The organism is Streptomyces sp., from assembly GCF_031178505.1.
In the GTDB taxonomy this organism is placed as follows: domain Bacteria; phylum Actinomycetota; class Actinomycetes; order Streptomycetales; family Streptomycetaceae; genus Streptomyces; species Streptomyces gulbargensis.
This window is the reverse complement of sequence record NZ_JAPSIW010000013.1, coordinates 1-14393: the sequence shown is the minus strand read 5'-3', so window position 1 is coordinate 14393 and position 14393 is coordinate 1. Positions and strand designations below refer to the sequence as shown.

Sequence of the window (14393 nt, the reverse complement as noted above, 5' to 3'; positions counted from 1 at the left end):
GCCACCGCCGGTCCGGGAGTGTGCCGGGAGCTACGGGGCGGTGCTCCGGGCCGGGGCGCCCTCCGCCGCCGGGGCCGCCTTGCGGCCCCGGCCGCCCAGCACGCCCGCGCCGACGACCAGGCCCAGGCAGAGCACGGTGACCAGGCCGAAGGAGGCGACGAGCGAGGTCACGTCCGCGATGCCGCCGATCGCCGAGGGGGCGATGAGCCCGGAGGTGTACGTGATGGTGGCGACGCCCGCGATGGCCTGGCTCGGGTTCGGGCCGCTGCGGGCGGCGGCGGCGAAGGCCAGCGGCACCACGACGGCGACCCCGAGGCCCATCAGTCCGAATCCGGCCATCGCGACGGCGGCGTGCGGGGCGAGGACGACGAGGACCCCGCCCAGGGTGGCGGCGACGCCCCCGACCCGTACGGTACGGACCGCCCCGAAGCGGTCCACGACGCGGTCGCCGACCAGCCGGGCCACCGCCATGGTCAGGGCGAAGGCGGTCGTGGAGGCGGCCGCGAGCCCGGCCGAGCTGCCCAGTTCGTCGCGGAGGTACACGGCCGACCAGTCGAGGCTGGCGCCCTCGGCGAAGACTCCGCAGAAGCCGATGGCCCCGATGACCAGGGCGGACTTCGGCGGCAGCGCGAACCGCGGCGGCGGCTCCTCGTCGGCGGCGCTGCGCAGGTCGAGCACGCCCTGGCAGAAGAGGAGACCGAGCGCGGTGAGGGTGAGCGCGGCGAGGAGGTGGTGGATCCGGGCGTCGCCGCCGAGGTGCGCGGCGACCGTGCCGGCGGCCGAGCCGACGAGGGCGCCCGCGCTCCACATGCCGTGCAGGCTGGACATGATCGACCGGCCGAGCCGGTTCTCGGTCTCCACGCCGAGGGCGTTCATCGCCACGTCGGACATGCCGGAGGTGGCCCCGTACACGAAGAGGGCCGCGCACAGGCCCCAGATGTTGGGGGCGAGGGACGGCAGGATCAGGGACATCGTCCACAGGGCGAGCAGCACGCGCAGGGCCGTCCGGGCGCCCAGGCGGTGGGCGACGGCCCCGGCCAGCGGCATCGCGAGCGAGGCTCCGAGGGCGGGGAAGGCGAGCGCGAGGCCCAGCTGTCCGGCGCTCACGCCCGCGTGCTCCTGGATCCAGGGGATGCGCGTCGCGAAGCTGCCGGTGACCGCGCCGTGGACGCAGAAGACGGCGGCCACGGCGAAACGTGCCCGTCGCAGGCGTTCGGTGCTGAGGACGGTCCCGTCCGTCGTCATGTGTCCCTCCCTGGGCATGGTGGGGCTGCCGGAGCCCTGGTCGCGTAAACTATCAGGAACCCTGCCTGATAAATAGCCCGCATGGCGGGCCGGTGGCCCACGGCCCCCGTGACGAGTCTGAGAGGATCGCCGCATGGCCGCATCCCCGAGCACCGCGCGGGCCATCAACGACCGCCACGCCCTGCGACTGCTCCAGGACGAGGGCCCGTTGACGGCCGCTCAGCTCAAGACGCTCACCGGACTCTCCCGGCCGACCGTCGCCGATCTGGTCGAGCGGCTCCAGGGCTCGGGCCTGGTCCACGTCGTCGGCGAGGCCGGCGCCGAGCGCCGCGGCCCCAACGCCAAGCTGTACGGCATCGTCGCCGGCCGCGCCCACCTCGCCGCGCTCGACGTGCGCACCCACTCGGTCTCGGTCACCGTCGCCGACCTCCTCGGTGCCACCCTCGCCGAGGCCTCCGCGCCCGTCGGTGAGGACGGCGGCACCGGGCCCGCCGTCGAGAAGGCCGTCACCCTCCTGGAGCGGGCCGTGGAGGAGGCGGGCGCCGACCGGCTGCACACCGTCACGGTCGGCGCCCCCGGCCTCGTCGCCCCGGACAGCGGGGAGCTGCGCGACTCCGCGAAGCTCCCGGCCTGGCACCGCAGGCTCATCGGCGTCCTGCAGGAGCGGCTTCCCGCCCGCGTCCTCGTGGAGAACGAGACCAACCTCGCCGCCGTCGCGGAGCTCCGCGCGGGCGCGGCCCGCGACCGCGAGGACTTCGTCCTGCTCTGGCTCGGCCAGGGCGTCGGTGCGGCCGTCGTCCTCGGCGGCCGGCTGCGCCGGGGGGCCTCCGGCGGCGCCGGCGAGATCGGCTTCCTGCCGGTGCCCGGCACCTCCGGGCTGCCCTCCGCGACCGGCTGCGACGGCGGTTTCCACGAGCTGGCCTGTCTCGCCGCCGTGGAGGCCCTCGCCCTCGACCACGGACTGGACCCCGAGGGCGCGCTCGGCTCCGGGCACGGCCCCTTCCTCGACGCCCTCGCCCGCCGGCTCGCCCTCGGGGCGGCGGCCGTCGCCTCCGTCCTGGACCCCGGCTGTGTGGTCCTCGCCGGCGAGACGGGCCACCGGGGCGGCGCCGGGCTCGCCGCCCGCGTCGAGGCCGAACTCGCCCTCCTCTCCCCGCTGCGCACCGAGGTCCGCGCCACCGCCCTCGGCGACGCGGCGGTCCGGCGCGGCGCGCTGCTGGTGTCCCGGGACGCGGCGCAGGAGGAGCTGTTCCCGTAGGCCTGGCCGGTGAAAGCCCCCGGACACGCCTGCGCGCCGCGCCCCGGGGAGGGGGCGTGGCGCGCAGGGGGCCCGGCGGGGGCAAGGGCCGTGAGCGTCCCCGCCGGGGGCTGGGGGAACCGTCAGGCCGGGGACGTCAGCAGGCGCCGAGGTCCTTCCAGACGCCCCACTGGCCGGTCGTGCCCGGCTCCTCGTTCTGGGTCCACCACTGGGCCTTCCAGGTGCGGCCCTTGTGCGAGACCTCGCTGCCGGCCGTGTAGACCGTGCCCGCCACGTACGCCGGGGCGGTGCAGCCCGTGGTGGGCGGCGTCGTCGGAGGCGTCGTCGGGGGCGTCGTCGGGGGCGTCGTCGGGGGCGTGGTGGGCGGCGTGGTGGGCGGGGTCGTCGGGGGAGTGGTCGGCGGGGTGGTGGAGCCGGGCTCCACGACCGTCGTGCCGCGCGCCAGGTCGCCGGCGAGGGCGTAGGTCGTGCCGCTGATGTTCACCGTCCAGTTGGAGGGGGTGGACACCGGCAGGTAGTAGTTGAACGCCAGGTCGACCGTGGCGCCCGGGGCGAGCGACTGCCAGGCCGGGAGCTTCAGGGAGACGCGGTGGAAGTCGCCCTTCAGGCCGCCGACGTTGCCGCCCGTGTGGTCGCTGCTGATGACCTTGGTGCCGAATCCGGACTGGTCGGAGGCGTTGCCCGGCGCCGAGGTCGCGTAGTCGAACTGGAATTCCGTGCCGCCCGGCAGGGTCGTGTTCGTGCGGTTGGTGATCTTGATCTTCGGGGTGATCGGGTAGTTCGAGTCACCGAGCTTGAACTCGGTGAACTGCGCGTCGATGTTCACCGCCTTCGCGGGCAGCGGCTTGTTGGACTTCTTCGCGCCGTACGGGGTGGCCGCCTTGAACTTGTCGTACATCAGCGAGGTGAGCGTGGAGCCCATCTCGTACTGCCCCTTGGCCGCGTTCCAGGCGTAGTCGCCGGCCATCTCCCAGACCATGGTGCCGCCGATGCCGCGGTCCACCACGTAGTCGGCCTTGGCGGCCACGGACTGCTCGTCCTCGGTGGAGAGGAACACCTTCTTCTGGGCGTTCCACAGCCACGGCGCGACCAGGGTCGGGTCGTACTTGCGGACGTAGGTGCCGGTCAGCGTGGTGTTCGCCGGGAAGCCGTACCGGGTGACGTAGTCGCCGACGATCCCCTTCTCCAGGTTCTTGGCGTGCCACATGGGGTTGGAGCCGGCCGGGGACTCCTTGCCCGCGGTGTCCTTGTCGTGCCACAGGTTGTCGATGCCGACGGCGCCGTCACCGCACTTGGTCAGTCCGGAACCGGCCGGGCAGGTGGCCGCGGTGGCCTTGCCCCACAGGCCGTCGGTGCCGCCCTGCACGTTCTTGTGGCCACGGGTGTAGTACGGCAGGCCGATGTTGATGCGGCCGGCCGGCATGGAGCCGCGGAAGTAGTGGTACGCCCAGTCGGTGTTGAGGTAGCCGATGCCGCCGTACTGCGCGGAACCGTAGACGTTCGCGGCGGCGAGCTCGCCGTCCTTGCCGTCGTCGAAGAGGGAGGCGTTGGGGCCGACGTACTCGTTCCAGGCGCCGTGCAGGTCGTAGGACATGATGTTGACGTAGTCCAGGTACTTCTGGACCTGGAAGGTCTCCATGCCGCGCAGCAGGTAGCCGGAGGAGGGGGCGGCGACGGTCAGCAGGTAGTGCCTGCCGTCGGCGGCGCCGGCCGTGTCCAGCTTCTCGCGGAGGGTCTTCATCAGGGCGGCGTAGCCCTGCACCAGACCGGCGCGGCGGGCGTTGGCCAGCTGCCAGTCGAGCGGGTTGCCCGCGTCCTTCATGGTGGTCGGGTACTCGTAGTCGATGTCGACGCCGTTGAACCCGTACTTCCGGATGAAGTCGACCGCCGAGGTGGCGAAGGTGTCGATCCCCGCCTGGTTGACCGATCCGTCGGCGTTGGTGGCCATCGAGTAGAAGCCGCCGGAGTTCACCCGCTCGCCGTTGTCGGCGAAGTAGCCTCCGGTCTCCGCCCAGCCGCCGACCGAGATCAGCGTCTTGACGTCCGGGTGCTGCTTCTTGAACTTGTTCAGCAGGTTGAAGTGGCCCTTGTAGGGGAGGGCCGGGTCCATCTCCGCGCCCGCGACGCCGGGCCAGGTCATCCCGGTGGCCGCGTTCGCCGGGCCGTCCGTGCCGACCGAGAGCTTGTTGTCGCCGCCGATGTGGCCGAAGGCGTAGTTGATGTGGGTGATCTTGTCCCACGGGATGTCCTTGGCGAGGTAGGCCGGCTCGCCGTTCTTGCCGGTGCGCCAGCCGGTGAAGTAGCCGATGACACGGCGCTGGTGGTCCGCGCCCATCTTCTCGCGGCCCTCGGTGTCGTAGACCGAGCAGTACGGGACGTCGACGCCGGGGGTCCGGTGGAGGCCGTCGGGGCGACAGGACTCGTGGTCGGCGGCGTGCGAGACGCCTGCGGAGAGCGAGCTGAGCAGCAGCCCGGCGACGGCCGCGCCGGACGCGAGCAGCGAGGCTCTCCTGGTCGTGGGGGACAGCACGATCGGGTCCTCCTGGGGTGGGGGTCCCGCCACGCCCTGGGGGCGCGGGGGAGGGGAGACACACAACGAACAAGGGGGTGGTACGTGTGCGGCCCGTGGAGTGCGCACACCGGCGGGCCGTGCCTCGGAGGTGACACGGACATTAAGAGGACTAGACCAGTGCGTCAATAGGTCTGGACCAACTGGGGATTCCGGGAAGGCGTGTGAGTCATCGCACAGCGCCCGGCCGCATGGCCCCCGGACGCCCGTGGCAGACTGGCCGTGTATCAGCAGCAGCGCACTCCGGGGTCGGTGTAATTCCGAACCGGCGGTATAGTCCGCGACCCGTCCGCAGCCAGCGGTCGGTTGACCAGGTGAAATTCCTGGACCGACGGTGAAAGTCCGGATGGGAGGCAGTGCGCGGCGGGCGACCCCTGTCAGGGATGAGCCGGCCGTACGTCCGCTGGTCGCCGTCCTCGGCGTACCGCGCGACGCCGGCCCCGGCGCACCCTGCGCCAGGTGTCGTTTCCGCTCCCTGTCGTCATCGACAGGCCCCGGAGTCCGTGCCCGAAGAGGCAGGAGGACCCGGTGGACCCGCAGGCCGACATCACCGCCATGCGACGCGCCGTCGAGCTCGCCGCCCGCGGACTCGGCGCCACCAGCCCCAACCCCGTCGTCGGCTGCGTCGTCACCGACGCCTCCGGCCACCCGGTCGGCGAGGGCTGGCACCAGCGCGCCGGCGGCCCCCACGCCGAGGTCCACGCCCTGCGCGCGGCCGGCGTCCTGGCCCGCGGCGGCACCGCGTACGTCACCCTCGAACCCTGCAACCACACCGGCCGCACCGGCCCCTGTGCCCAGGCCCTGATCGACGCCGGCGTCAGCCGCGTCGTCTACGCCGTCGGCGACCCGAACCCGCAGGCCACCGGCGGCGCCGACACCCTGCGCGCCGCCGGGATCGAGGTCTCCCAGGGCCTCCTCGCCGAGGAGGCCGAGGCGGGGAACACCGCCTGGCTCACCTCCGTGCGCCGCGGCCGCCCCTTCGTCCGCTGGAAGTACGCCGCCACCCTCGACGGCCGCTCCGCCGCCGCCGACGGCACCTCCCGCTGGATCACCTCCGCCGAGTCCCGCGCCGACGTCCACCGGCTGCGCGCCGAGTCCGACGCCGTCGTCGTCGGCTCCGGCACCGCCCGCGCCGACGACCCCCACCTCGCCGTCCGCGGCATCGAGGGCGCCGTCCAGCCGCTGCGGGTCGTCGTCGACACCGAGGCCACCGCCGTCGAACCCGGCGCCCGGGTGCTCGACGACGCCGCGCCCACCCTGATCGCCGTCGCCGAGGACGCCGACACCGCCCTCGGCCCCGTCGTACGGCTGCCCCGCGCCGGGCGCGGCCTGTCCGTACCCGCCCTCCTGGACGCCCTGCACACGCGCGGCGTCCGCTCCGTCCTCCTCGAAGGCGGCCCCACCCTCGCGGGCTCCTTCCTCGCCGCGGGCGCCGTCGACCAGATCGTCGGCTACCTCGCCCCGGTCCTCCTCGGCGCCGGACCACAGGTCCTCGCCGACGCCGGAATCACCACCATCGCGGACGCGTTGCGGCTCGACGTCACCGAGACCGTGCGCCTCGGACCCGACCTCCGCGTCACCGCCGTCCCCACCACCAAGGGAGCCTGACCGTGTTCACCGGAATCGTCGAAGAACTGGGCGAGGTCGTCGCCGTCGAGCAGCTCGCGGACGCCTCCCGCTTCCGGCTCCGCGGCCCCCTGGTCACCGAGGGCGCCCGGCACGGCGACTCCATCGCCGTCAACGGCGTCTGCCTCACCGTGGTCGAGACCGGCGACGGCGAGTTCACCGCCGACGTCATGGCCGAGACCCTCAAGCGCTCCTCCCTCGGCGCCCTGGAGACCGGCTCCCGCGTCAACCTCGAACGCCCCATGGCCGTCGGCGGCCGCCTCGGCGGACACATCGTCCAGGGCCACGTCGACGGCACCGGCACGATCCTGGAGCGCACCCCCTCCGAGCACTGGGAACTCGTCAAGGTCGGCCTGCCCCCGCACCTCGCCCGCTACGTCGTCGAGAAGGGCTCCGTCACCGTCGACGGCGTCAGCCTCACCGTCGTCGAGGTCACCGACGACTGGTTCACCATCAGCCTCATCCCCACCACGCTCGACCTGACCACGCTCGGCCTCAAGCAGCCCGGCGACCCGGTCAACCTGGAAGTCGACGTCATCGCCAAGTACGTCGAGCGGCTGCTCGGCCCCAACGCCCGGGAGAACGTCAAGTGAACTGGCTCAACTCCGAGGCGTTCACCGTCCTCGACCAGAGGATCATCTGGTCCGACATGATCGGCAACGTCTTCGGGCTCGCCGCCCTCGCGCTCGGCTGGCGCCGCTCCGTCTGGACCTGGCCCGTGCAGTTCCTCGCCGGCCTCGTCCTCTTCGTCGCCTTCTACGGCCACCTCGCCGGCAGCGCCGGCAAGCAGGTCGTCGTCGTGCTCGTGGCGCTCTACGGCTGGTGGCAGTGGCAGCGCGGAAAGGACCAGGGCGCCGACGGCCACATCACCGTGCGCTTCGCCACCTGGCGCGAGCGCGCCGCCATGATCGCCGCGGCCGCCGCCGGCACCGTCGCCGTGGCCCTGCTCTTCAAGGCCTTCCCGACCCTGTCCTGGGACCCCTGGCCCGACGCGTACATCTTCGTCGGCACCATCGTGGCCATGTACGCCCAGGCCCGGGGCATGGTCGAGTTCTGGTTCGCCTGGCTGCTGGTCGACCTGGTCGGCGTCCCGCTGAACTTCGCCAACGGCTACGCCTTCTCCGGATTCGTCTACGTCATCTACGGCGCGCTCGTCCTGTGGGGCCTGCGCGACTGGTGGCTGCGCTCCCGCACCACCACCGTCCTGGAAGGAGCCCACGCGTGAACGCCCATTCCCTCTGGGACACCACCGACCTGGCCCTCGACCCCGTCGAGCAGGCCATCCGCGACATCGCGGCCGGCCGCCCCGTCGTCGTCGTGGACGACGAGGACCGCGAGAACGAGGGCGACCTCGTCATCGCCGCGGAGAAGGCCACCCCCGAGGTCGTCGCCTTCATGATGAGCGAGTGCCGCGGCCTCATCTGCGCCCCCATGGAGAGCGATGAACTGGAGCGCCTCCACCTGCCGCAGATGGTCGAGCACAACACCGAGTCGATGCGGACCGCCTTCACCGTCTCCGTCGACGCGGGCCCCGAGCACGGCGTCACCACCGGCATCTCCGCCGCCGACCGCGCCACCACCCTCCGGATGCTCGCGAGCGGCACCCACGAGCCCTCCGACTTCGTCCGGCCCGGCCACATCTTCCCGCTGCGCGCCCGGGCCGGCGGCGTCCTCACCCGCAACGGCCACACCGAGGCCGCCGTCGACCTCGCCCGCCTCGCCGGTCTGCGCCCGGCCGGCGCGATCGTCGAGATCGCCGGCGAGGACGGCGTCATGCTGCGCCTGCCCGAGCTGGTCCCCTTCGCCCGCAAGCACGGCCTGACGATCATCTCCATCGAGGACCTGATCGCCTACCGGCGCTCCGCCGAACCCACCGTCCGCCGCGAGGCCGAGGTCCACCTGCCCACCGCGCACGGCGAGTTCACCGCGTACGGCTACCGCTCCACCGTCGACGGCGTCGAGCACGTCGCCCTCGTCCACGGAGAGATCGGCGACGGCGAGGACGTCCTCGTCCGCGTCCACTCCGAATGCCTCACCGGCGACGTCTTCCACTCCCTGCGCTGCGACTGCGGCCCGCAGCTCCAGGCCTCCATGGACCGCATCACCGCGGCGGGCCGCGGCGTCGTCGTCTACCTCCGCGGCCACGAGGGACGCGGCATCGGCCTGCTGTCCAAGCTGCGCGCGTACGAGCTCCAGGAGCGCGGCCGCGACACCCTCGACGCCAACCTGGAACTCGGCCTGCCCGCCGACGCCCGCGACTACGCGGCCGGCGCGCAGATCCTCGGCGACCTCGGCGTCCGCAGCCTGCGCCTGATGACCAACAACCCCGACAAGATCGACGCCCTCACGCGCCACGGCCTCGACGTCGAGGGGCGCGAGCCCATGCCGGTCACCGCCGGCGAGCACAACCTCCGCTACCTGCGCACCAAGCGGGACCGGATGGGCCACGACCTGCCCTGGCTGGACGGCTCTCCCGCCTCCACCTGCGGCAACCAGTGATCCCCCACGTACCACCGTCACGTACGTACCACCGTCAAGGAGAATCATGAGCGGCAAGGGCGCACCCGTCCTCAGCGTGAAGAACTGCGGCGACCTGCGGGTCGCGGTGATCGCGGCCCAGTGGCACGAGAAGATCATGGACGGCCTCGTCGACGGCGCCCTGCGCGCCCTGAGCGAGCTGGGCATCGAGGAGCCGACCCTCCTGCGCGTCCCCGGCAGCTTCGAACTCCCGGTCGTGGCGAAGGTCCTCGCCGGCCGCGGCTACGATGCCATCGTGGCGCTCGGCGTCGTCATCCGCGGCGGGACGCCCCACTTCGAGTACGTGTGCCAGGGCGTCACCCACGGCCTCACCCAGGTCTCGATCGACACCGGCGTCCCCGTCGGCTTCGGCGTCCTCACCGTCGACAACGAGGAGCAGGCGCTCGACCGCGCGGGCCTCGAAGGCTCCTCCGAGGACAAGGGACACGAGGCCGTCACCGCCGCCGTCGCCACCGCGGCCACCCTGCGCACGGTCAGCGAACCCTGGCGCTGAGTGCCCGCCCCTCACCCCGTACTCTTAGGACATCATGGCGAACGAAACCCGTAAAAGCTTCGAAGAGCTCTTCGCCGAGCTGAAGCTCAAGGCCGAGACCGGCGACCCCGCCACCTCCCGCACCGCGGAACTGGTGGACAAGGGCGTCCATGCCATCGGCAAGAAGGTCGTCGAGGAGGCCGCCGAGGTCTGGATGGCCGCCGAGTACGAGGGCAAGGAAGCCGCCGCCGAGGAGATCTCGCAGCTGCTGTACCACGTCCAGGTGATGATGGTCGCCCGCGGGATCTCGCTCGACGACGTCTACGCCCACCTCTGAGGCCACCCGCTCCGCGCACGGCCGTTCCTTCCGGCACGACGACCACCCCTCCCCAACTCCAGGCAAAGGAAGCCACCCCATGCTGCGCATCGCCGTCCCCAACAAGGGTTCCCTCTCCGGACCTGCGTCGGCCATGCTCCATGAGGCCGGCTACCGCCAGCGCAAGGAGTCCAAGGAGCTGGTGGTCATCGACCCGGACAACGAGGTCGAGTTCTTCTACCTGCGGCCCAAGGACATCGCGATCTACGTCGCCTCCGGCAAGCTGGACATCGGCATCACCGGCCGTGACCTGCTCCTGGACTCCGGCGCCAGCGCCGAGGAGATCCTCGCGCTGAACTTCGGCCGCTCCACCTTCCGCTACGCCACCCGCCCCGGCACCGCCAAGGGCCCCGAGGACTTCGGCGGCATGACGATCGCGACCTCCTACGAGGGCATCGTCGCCAAGCACCTCGCCGACCAGGGGATCGACGCCTCCGTCGTCCACCTCGACGGCGCCGTGGAGACCGCGATCCAGCTGGGCGTCGCCCAGGTCATCGCCGACGTCGTCGAGACCGGCACCAGCCTGCGCAACGCCGGCCTGGAGGTCATCGGCGAGCCGATCCTGACCTCCGAGGCCGTCGTCGTCCGCCGCCAGGGCGCCGACGGCGACCACCCGCAGGTCCAGCAGTTCCTCCGCCGCCTCCAGGGCGTCCTCGTCGCCCGCAGCTACGTGATGATGGACTACGACTGCCGCGCCGAGCACCTGGAGCAGGCCGTCGCCCTCACCCCGGGCCTGGAGTCGCCGACCATCTCCCCGCTGCACAACGAGGGCTGGGTCGCCGTCCGCGCCATGGTCCCCGCGAAGGACGCCCAGCGGGTCATGGACGACCTGTACGAGCTCGGCGCCCGCGCCATCCTCACCACCGCCATCCACGCCTGCCGCCTCTGACGGCGGCCCGGCCCGCACGCACCCCCAGGCACGAGGAACCCCGATGTCCGAGTCGACCCCGCCCGCCCTCCCGGTCACCTTCCGGCCGGGACGCACCCGCGCCGTCCTGCTGACCGTGGGAGTCGCGATGTTCGCCGCCATCACCGCCGTGGCGCTGATGCTGGAGCGGCTCGGACCGGGGGAGCGCGCCAGCTTCGTGTTCACCGCCGCCCTCTTCCTCGGCGTCCTCGTCCTGCTCAGCCGCCCCAAGGTCGTCGCCGACGACGAGGGCGTCACGGTCGTCAACATCACCCGCACCCGCCGGCTCGCCTGGGCGGAGATCCTCCGCGTCAACCTGCGGCCCGGCGACCCCTGGGTCTTCCTCGACCTGAGCGACGGCACCAGCCTGCCCGCGCTCGGCATCCAGCCCGGCATCGCCAAGGAGTCCGCCATCCGCGACGCCCGCGCGCTGCGCGCCCTGGCGGACAGCCGGGGCACGGGCGCCGAGACGCGCTGACCCCCCTTCCCCTCAGGGGCCTCCCCAGGGGAGGACCACGGTCCGTCCCCCGTACGGGGCCGACCCCCTGCCCTCCGGGGCCTGTCCGTGATTACTCTTGAGGCGGTGGTGCCGAGTGGCGCCACCGCCTCGCACGTGAAGGGCCGCCGCGGCCCGCGGGGCCTCCCTGCGACCCGAGGAGTGACTCCCTCCGGCAATGGACGGATCGTCCGGTAGTACCTCCGCCGCCCCTTCCCCGGAGGCGGCGGCATGATCGTCTCCCTTCTGCTGCTCGCCTCGGCCTTCCTGCTGATCCTCGCCAACGGCTTCTTCGTCGCCGCCGAATTCGGTCTCGTGACCGTCGAGCGGGCCGAGGCCGAACGGGCCGCGGCCGCCGGTGACCGGCGCGCCCGCACGGTCGTCTCGGCCCTGCGCGAGCTCTCGTTCCAGCTCTCCGGCACCCAGCTCGGCATCACCCTGACCTCGCTGGTCGTCGGCATGCTCGCCGAGCCCGCGCTCGCCGGACTGCTGCACGGCCCGCTCACCGCGACCGGCCTGCCCGCCGGGGCGGTCCCCGGCGTCTCCGTGGTGATCGGCATGCTCCTGGCCTCCGCCGTCCAGATGGTGGTCGGCGAGCTCGTCCCCAAGAACTGGGCCGTCTCACGGCCGCTCCAGGTGGCCCGTTTCGTGGCCGCCCCGCAGCGCCGCTTCTCCTCCCTCTTCCGCCCGGTGATCGCCCTGCTCAACCGGGTCGCCAACCGGCTGGTCCGGCTCCTGGGCGTCGAGCCCACCGAGGAGCTGGACTCCGTGCGCACCCCCGGCGAGCTCGTCTCGCTCGCCCGGCACTCCGCACGCGCCGGCGCCCTGGAACAGGACACCGCCGACCTCTTCGTACGGACGCTGTCCCTCGGCGGCCTCACCGCCGGGCAGGTCATGACCCCGCGGGTGAAGGTGAGCGCCCTCCAGTGGGACGCCACCGCGGCCGACGTCCTCAACCTCACCCGGGCCACCGGGCTCTCGCGCTTCCCGGTCTACCGCGACCGGATCGACGAGATCGTCGGCATGGTCCATCTCAAGGACGCCCTCGCGGTCGCCCCGCACGCCCGGCTGCGCACCCCCGTCGGCCGGATCGCGGTCCCTCCGCTCCTGGTCCCCGAGACCCTGCCCGCGCAGGCGCTCCTGGAGCGGCTGCGCCGCGAGCAGCCCATCGCGGTCGTCGTCGACGAGTACGGGGGCACCGCGGGCGTCGTCACCCTGGAGGACATCGTGGAGGAACTCGTCGGCGAGGTCCGCGACGAGCACGACACGGCCGCCGACGGCCGCCCCGAGCTGGCCGCCGCCCCCGCCGAGGACGGCCGTCCCGCCTGGGACGCCGACGGCTCCTGCCGCGTCCACACCCTGCGCCGGATAGGCCTCGACGTGCCCGACGGGCCGTACGAGACGGTCGCCGGGCTCGTCGCCGACCTCCTCGGGCGCATCCCCGCCCCCGGCGACCGGGCCGAACTGCCCGGCTGGCGGCTCTCGGTCCGCCAGGTCGACCGGTACCGCGCCGAGCGGGTCCGGCTGGTCCGCCTGGCCCCGGCCCCCGCGAGGGACGAGGCCTGGGCCCCCGCGACGGACACGGCCCCGGCCCCCGGCGCCGCGAAGGCCCCGGTCCCCGCGACGGCGGAGGCGGTCCGATGAGCACCTTCCAGCTCCTGCTGGCCGGGCTGCTCGTCCTCGCCAACGGCTTCTTCGTCGGCGCCGAGTTCGCGCTGGTCTCCGTCCGCCGCAGCCAGATCGAGCCCCTCGGCGGCGCCCGCGCCGCGAAGGTGCTGCACGGCCTGGAGAACCTGCCGCAGATGATGGCGGCCGCCCAGTTCGGCATCACGGTGTGTTCGCTGACGCTCGGCGCCGTCGCCGAACCGACCGTCGCCCACCTCCTCGAACCCGTCTTCCACGTCCTGGGCGTGCCGGCCGGACTCGTCCACCCGCTCGGCTACGTGATCGCCCTCGCCGTGGTCGTCTTCCTCCACCTCGTCATCGGCGAGATGGTCCCGAAGAACCTCGCCATGGCCGCGCCCGAGCGGACCGCCCTCCGTCTCGCCCCCGCCCTCGTCGGCTTCGCCCGCGTGTGCCGGCCGGTCACCACCGCGCTCGGCGCCTGCTCCCGTGTGGTCCTGCGGGCCTTCGGGGTGGAACCGAAGGACGAGGTGGAGGCCGTCTTCACCAGCGCCCAGCTGGGCCGGCTCGTGGAGGACGCCGGTCAGGCCGGACTCCTCGACCCGGCGGAACAGGAGCGCCTGGAGGACGCCCTGGAACTGGGCAGCCGACCCGTGACGGACGTGCTCCTCGCCCCCGCCGCCCTGGTGACCGTCCCGCCCTCCGTCACGCCCCGGGAGATCGAGGAGCTGACGGTACGCACCGGCTACTCCCGCTTCCCGGTCCGCGCCGAAGGCCGCCCGGCCTTCATGGGCTTCGTGCACGTGAAGGACGTCCTGGACGTGGAGGACCAGGAGCGGGCCGTGCCGCAGCAGCTGTGGCGCCCGATGGCGACGCTCCGCGCCGAACTGCCCCTCGACGACGCCCTCACGGTCATGCGCCGCGCGGCCACCCACCTGGCCCAGGTCGCCGACGCCTCGGGCCGTGTCCTGGGTCTGGTCGCCCTGGAGGACGTCCTCGAGAAACTGGTGGGCGAGGTCCGCGACCCCTCCCACCGCCTGCCCCCGCACGAGGCACCGGCCGCGGCGGACTCCGCCCCGGGAGCGGACCCGCACACCGCGCCGGTCTCCGCCCGGGCCGGGGGATAGCGGGACGCGGCCGGTCGCACGTCCACCGATGCCCCGGCGCTCAGGGCGCCGGGGCCTGCGGGAGACGGCGACCGGCCGGCCGCCTCCGCGGCGCGGGCCCGCACCCCCGTGAGTGCCCCCGGGCAGGGGGCCGGTGACGGAACCCCGCCGGCCCGG

General features: G+C 73.3%; 13 protein-coding genes and 1 riboswitch. Of the genes, 11 read left to right on the top strand and 2 right to left on the bottom strand.

The genetic code is table 11. The features are described 5' to 3' along the window. Positions 1-30: 30 nt before the first annotated feature. Positions 31-1245, bottom strand: a complete 1215-nt coding sequence (locus RIF68_RS02765; RefSeq protein WP_309049475.1) for an MFS transporter — start codon at positions 1243-1245, stop codon at positions 31-33. Positions 1246-1378: 133 nt separating this feature from the next. Between RIF68_RS02765 and RIF68_RS02760 the strand changes: the two genes are divergently transcribed. Then, positions 1379-2503, top strand: a complete 1125-nt coding sequence (locus RIF68_RS02760; protein WP_309049474.1) for an ROK family transcriptional regulator — start codon at positions 1379-1381, stop codon at positions 2501-2503. 136 nt (positions 2504-2639) lie between these two features. Here the strand turns inward: RIF68_RS02760 and RIF68_RS02755 are convergent, their stop codons facing one another. Next, positions 2640-5033 (bottom strand): chitinase C-terminal domain-containing protein, encoded by a 2394-nt coding sequence (locus tag RIF68_RS02755; RefSeq protein ID WP_309049473.1) that lies wholly within the window; start codon positions 5031-5033, stop codon positions 2640-2642. 273 nt (positions 5034-5306) lie between these two features. Continuing rightward, positions 5307-5436: riboswitch (FMN riboswitch) on the top strand. A 164-nt stretch (positions 5437-5600) separates the two neighbouring features. Between RIF68_RS02755 and ribD the strand changes: the two genes are divergently transcribed. The 10 genes from ribD to RIF68_RS02705 all read left to right on the top strand — a co-directional run bounded on the left by ribD (position 5601) and on the right by RIF68_RS02705 (position 14237). Continuing rightward, a complete protein-coding gene (gene ribD, locus RIF68_RS02750) occupies positions 5601-6680 on the top strand; it encodes a bifunctional diaminohydroxyphosphoribosylaminopyrimidine deaminase/5-amino-6-(5-phosphoribosylamino)uracil reductase RibD (RefSeq protein ID WP_309049472.1) in 1080 nt (359 codons plus the stop codon). A 2-nt stretch (positions 6681-6682) separates the two neighbouring features. After that, positions 6683-7291, top strand: a complete 609-nt coding sequence (locus tag RIF68_RS02745; RefSeq protein ID WP_309049471.1) for a riboflavin synthase — start codon at positions 6683-6685, stop codon at positions 7289-7291. After that, a complete protein-coding gene (locus RIF68_RS02740; RefSeq protein ID WP_309049470.1) occupies positions 7288-7923 on the top strand; it encodes a nicotinamide mononucleotide transporter family protein in 636 nt (211 codons plus the stop codon). Before RIF68_RS02745 ends, RIF68_RS02740 begins: the two co-directional genes overlap by 4 nt. Continuing rightward, the gene (locus RIF68_RS02735) at positions 7920-9197 is read left to right on the top strand and encodes a bifunctional 3,4-dihydroxy-2-butanone-4-phosphate synthase/GTP cyclohydrolase II (protein ID WP_309049469.1); all 1278 of its coding nucleotides are present in this window, start codon (positions 7920-7922) and stop codon (positions 9195-9197) included. The genes RIF68_RS02740 and RIF68_RS02735 overlap by 4 nt, the downstream gene beginning before the upstream one ends. A 46-nt stretch (positions 9198-9243) precedes the next feature. Beyond that, positions 9244-9729, top strand: a complete 486-nt coding sequence (gene ribH, locus RIF68_RS02730) for a 6,7-dimethyl-8-ribityllumazine synthase (RefSeq protein ID WP_309049468.1) — start codon at positions 9244-9246, stop codon at positions 9727-9729. Between the two features lie 34 nt (positions 9730-9763). Next, positions 9764-10045, top strand: a complete 282-nt coding sequence (locus tag RIF68_RS02725; protein WP_309049467.1) for a phosphoribosyl-ATP diphosphatase — start codon at positions 9764-9766, stop codon at positions 10043-10045. A gap of 79 nt (positions 10046-10124) precedes the next feature. Continuing rightward, positions 10125-10973 (top strand): ATP phosphoribosyltransferase, encoded by an 849-nt coding sequence (gene hisG, locus RIF68_RS02720; protein ID WP_309049466.1) that lies wholly within the window; start codon positions 10125-10127, stop codon positions 10971-10973. Between the two features lie 43 nt (positions 10974-11016). Next, positions 11017-11469 (top strand): PH domain-containing protein, encoded by a 453-nt coding sequence (locus RIF68_RS02715; protein ID WP_309049465.1) that lies wholly within the window; start codon positions 11017-11019, stop codon positions 11467-11469. Positions 11470-11718: 249 nt separating this feature from the next. Beyond that, positions 11719-13131, top strand: a complete 1413-nt coding sequence (locus RIF68_RS02710; protein ID WP_309049464.1) for a hemolysin family protein — start codon at positions 11719-11721, stop codon at positions 13129-13131. After that, positions 13128-14237 carry a hemolysin family protein gene (locus tag RIF68_RS02705; protein ID WP_309049463.1) on the top strand — a complete coding sequence of 370 codons (1110 nt, stop codon included), beginning with the start codon at positions 13128-13130 and terminating at the stop codon, positions 14235-14237. Before RIF68_RS02710 ends, RIF68_RS02705 begins: the two co-directional genes overlap by 4 nt. Positions 14238-14393: the final 156 nt, after the last annotated feature.

Excerpts from the sequence above, each read along its gene's own strand:
- RIF68_RS02765 (WP_309049475.1), bottom strand. The coding sequence starts at position 1,245 with ATGACGACGGACGGGACCGTCCTCAGCACCGAACGCCTGCGACGGGCA.
- RIF68_RS02760 (WP_309049474.1), top strand. The coding sequence starts at position 1,379 with ATGGCCGCATCCCCGAGCACCGCGCGGGCCATCAACGACCGCCACGCC.
- ribH (WP_309049468.1), top strand. The coding sequence starts at position 9,244 with ATGAGCGGCAAGGGCGCACCCGTCCTCAGCGTGAAGAACTGCGGCGAC.
- RIF68_RS02725 (WP_309049467.1), top strand. The coding sequence starts at position 9,764 with ATGGCGAACGAAACCCGTAAAAGCTTCGAAGAGCTCTTCGCCGAGCTG.
- hisG (WP_309049466.1), top strand. The coding sequence starts at position 10,125 with ATGCTGCGCATCGCCGTCCCCAACAAGGGTTCCCTCTCCGGACCTGCG.
- RIF68_RS02715 (WP_309049465.1), top strand. The coding sequence starts at position 11,017 with ATGTCCGAGTCGACCCCGCCCGCCCTCCCGGTCACCTTCCGGCCGGGA.
- RIF68_RS02710 (WP_309049464.1), top strand. The coding sequence starts at position 11,719 with ATGATCGTCTCCCTTCTGCTGCTCGCCTCGGCCTTCCTGCTGATCCTC.
- RIF68_RS02705 (WP_309049463.1), top strand. The coding sequence starts at position 13,128 with ATGAGCACCTTCCAGCTCCTGCTGGCCGGGCTGCTCGTCCTCGCCAAC.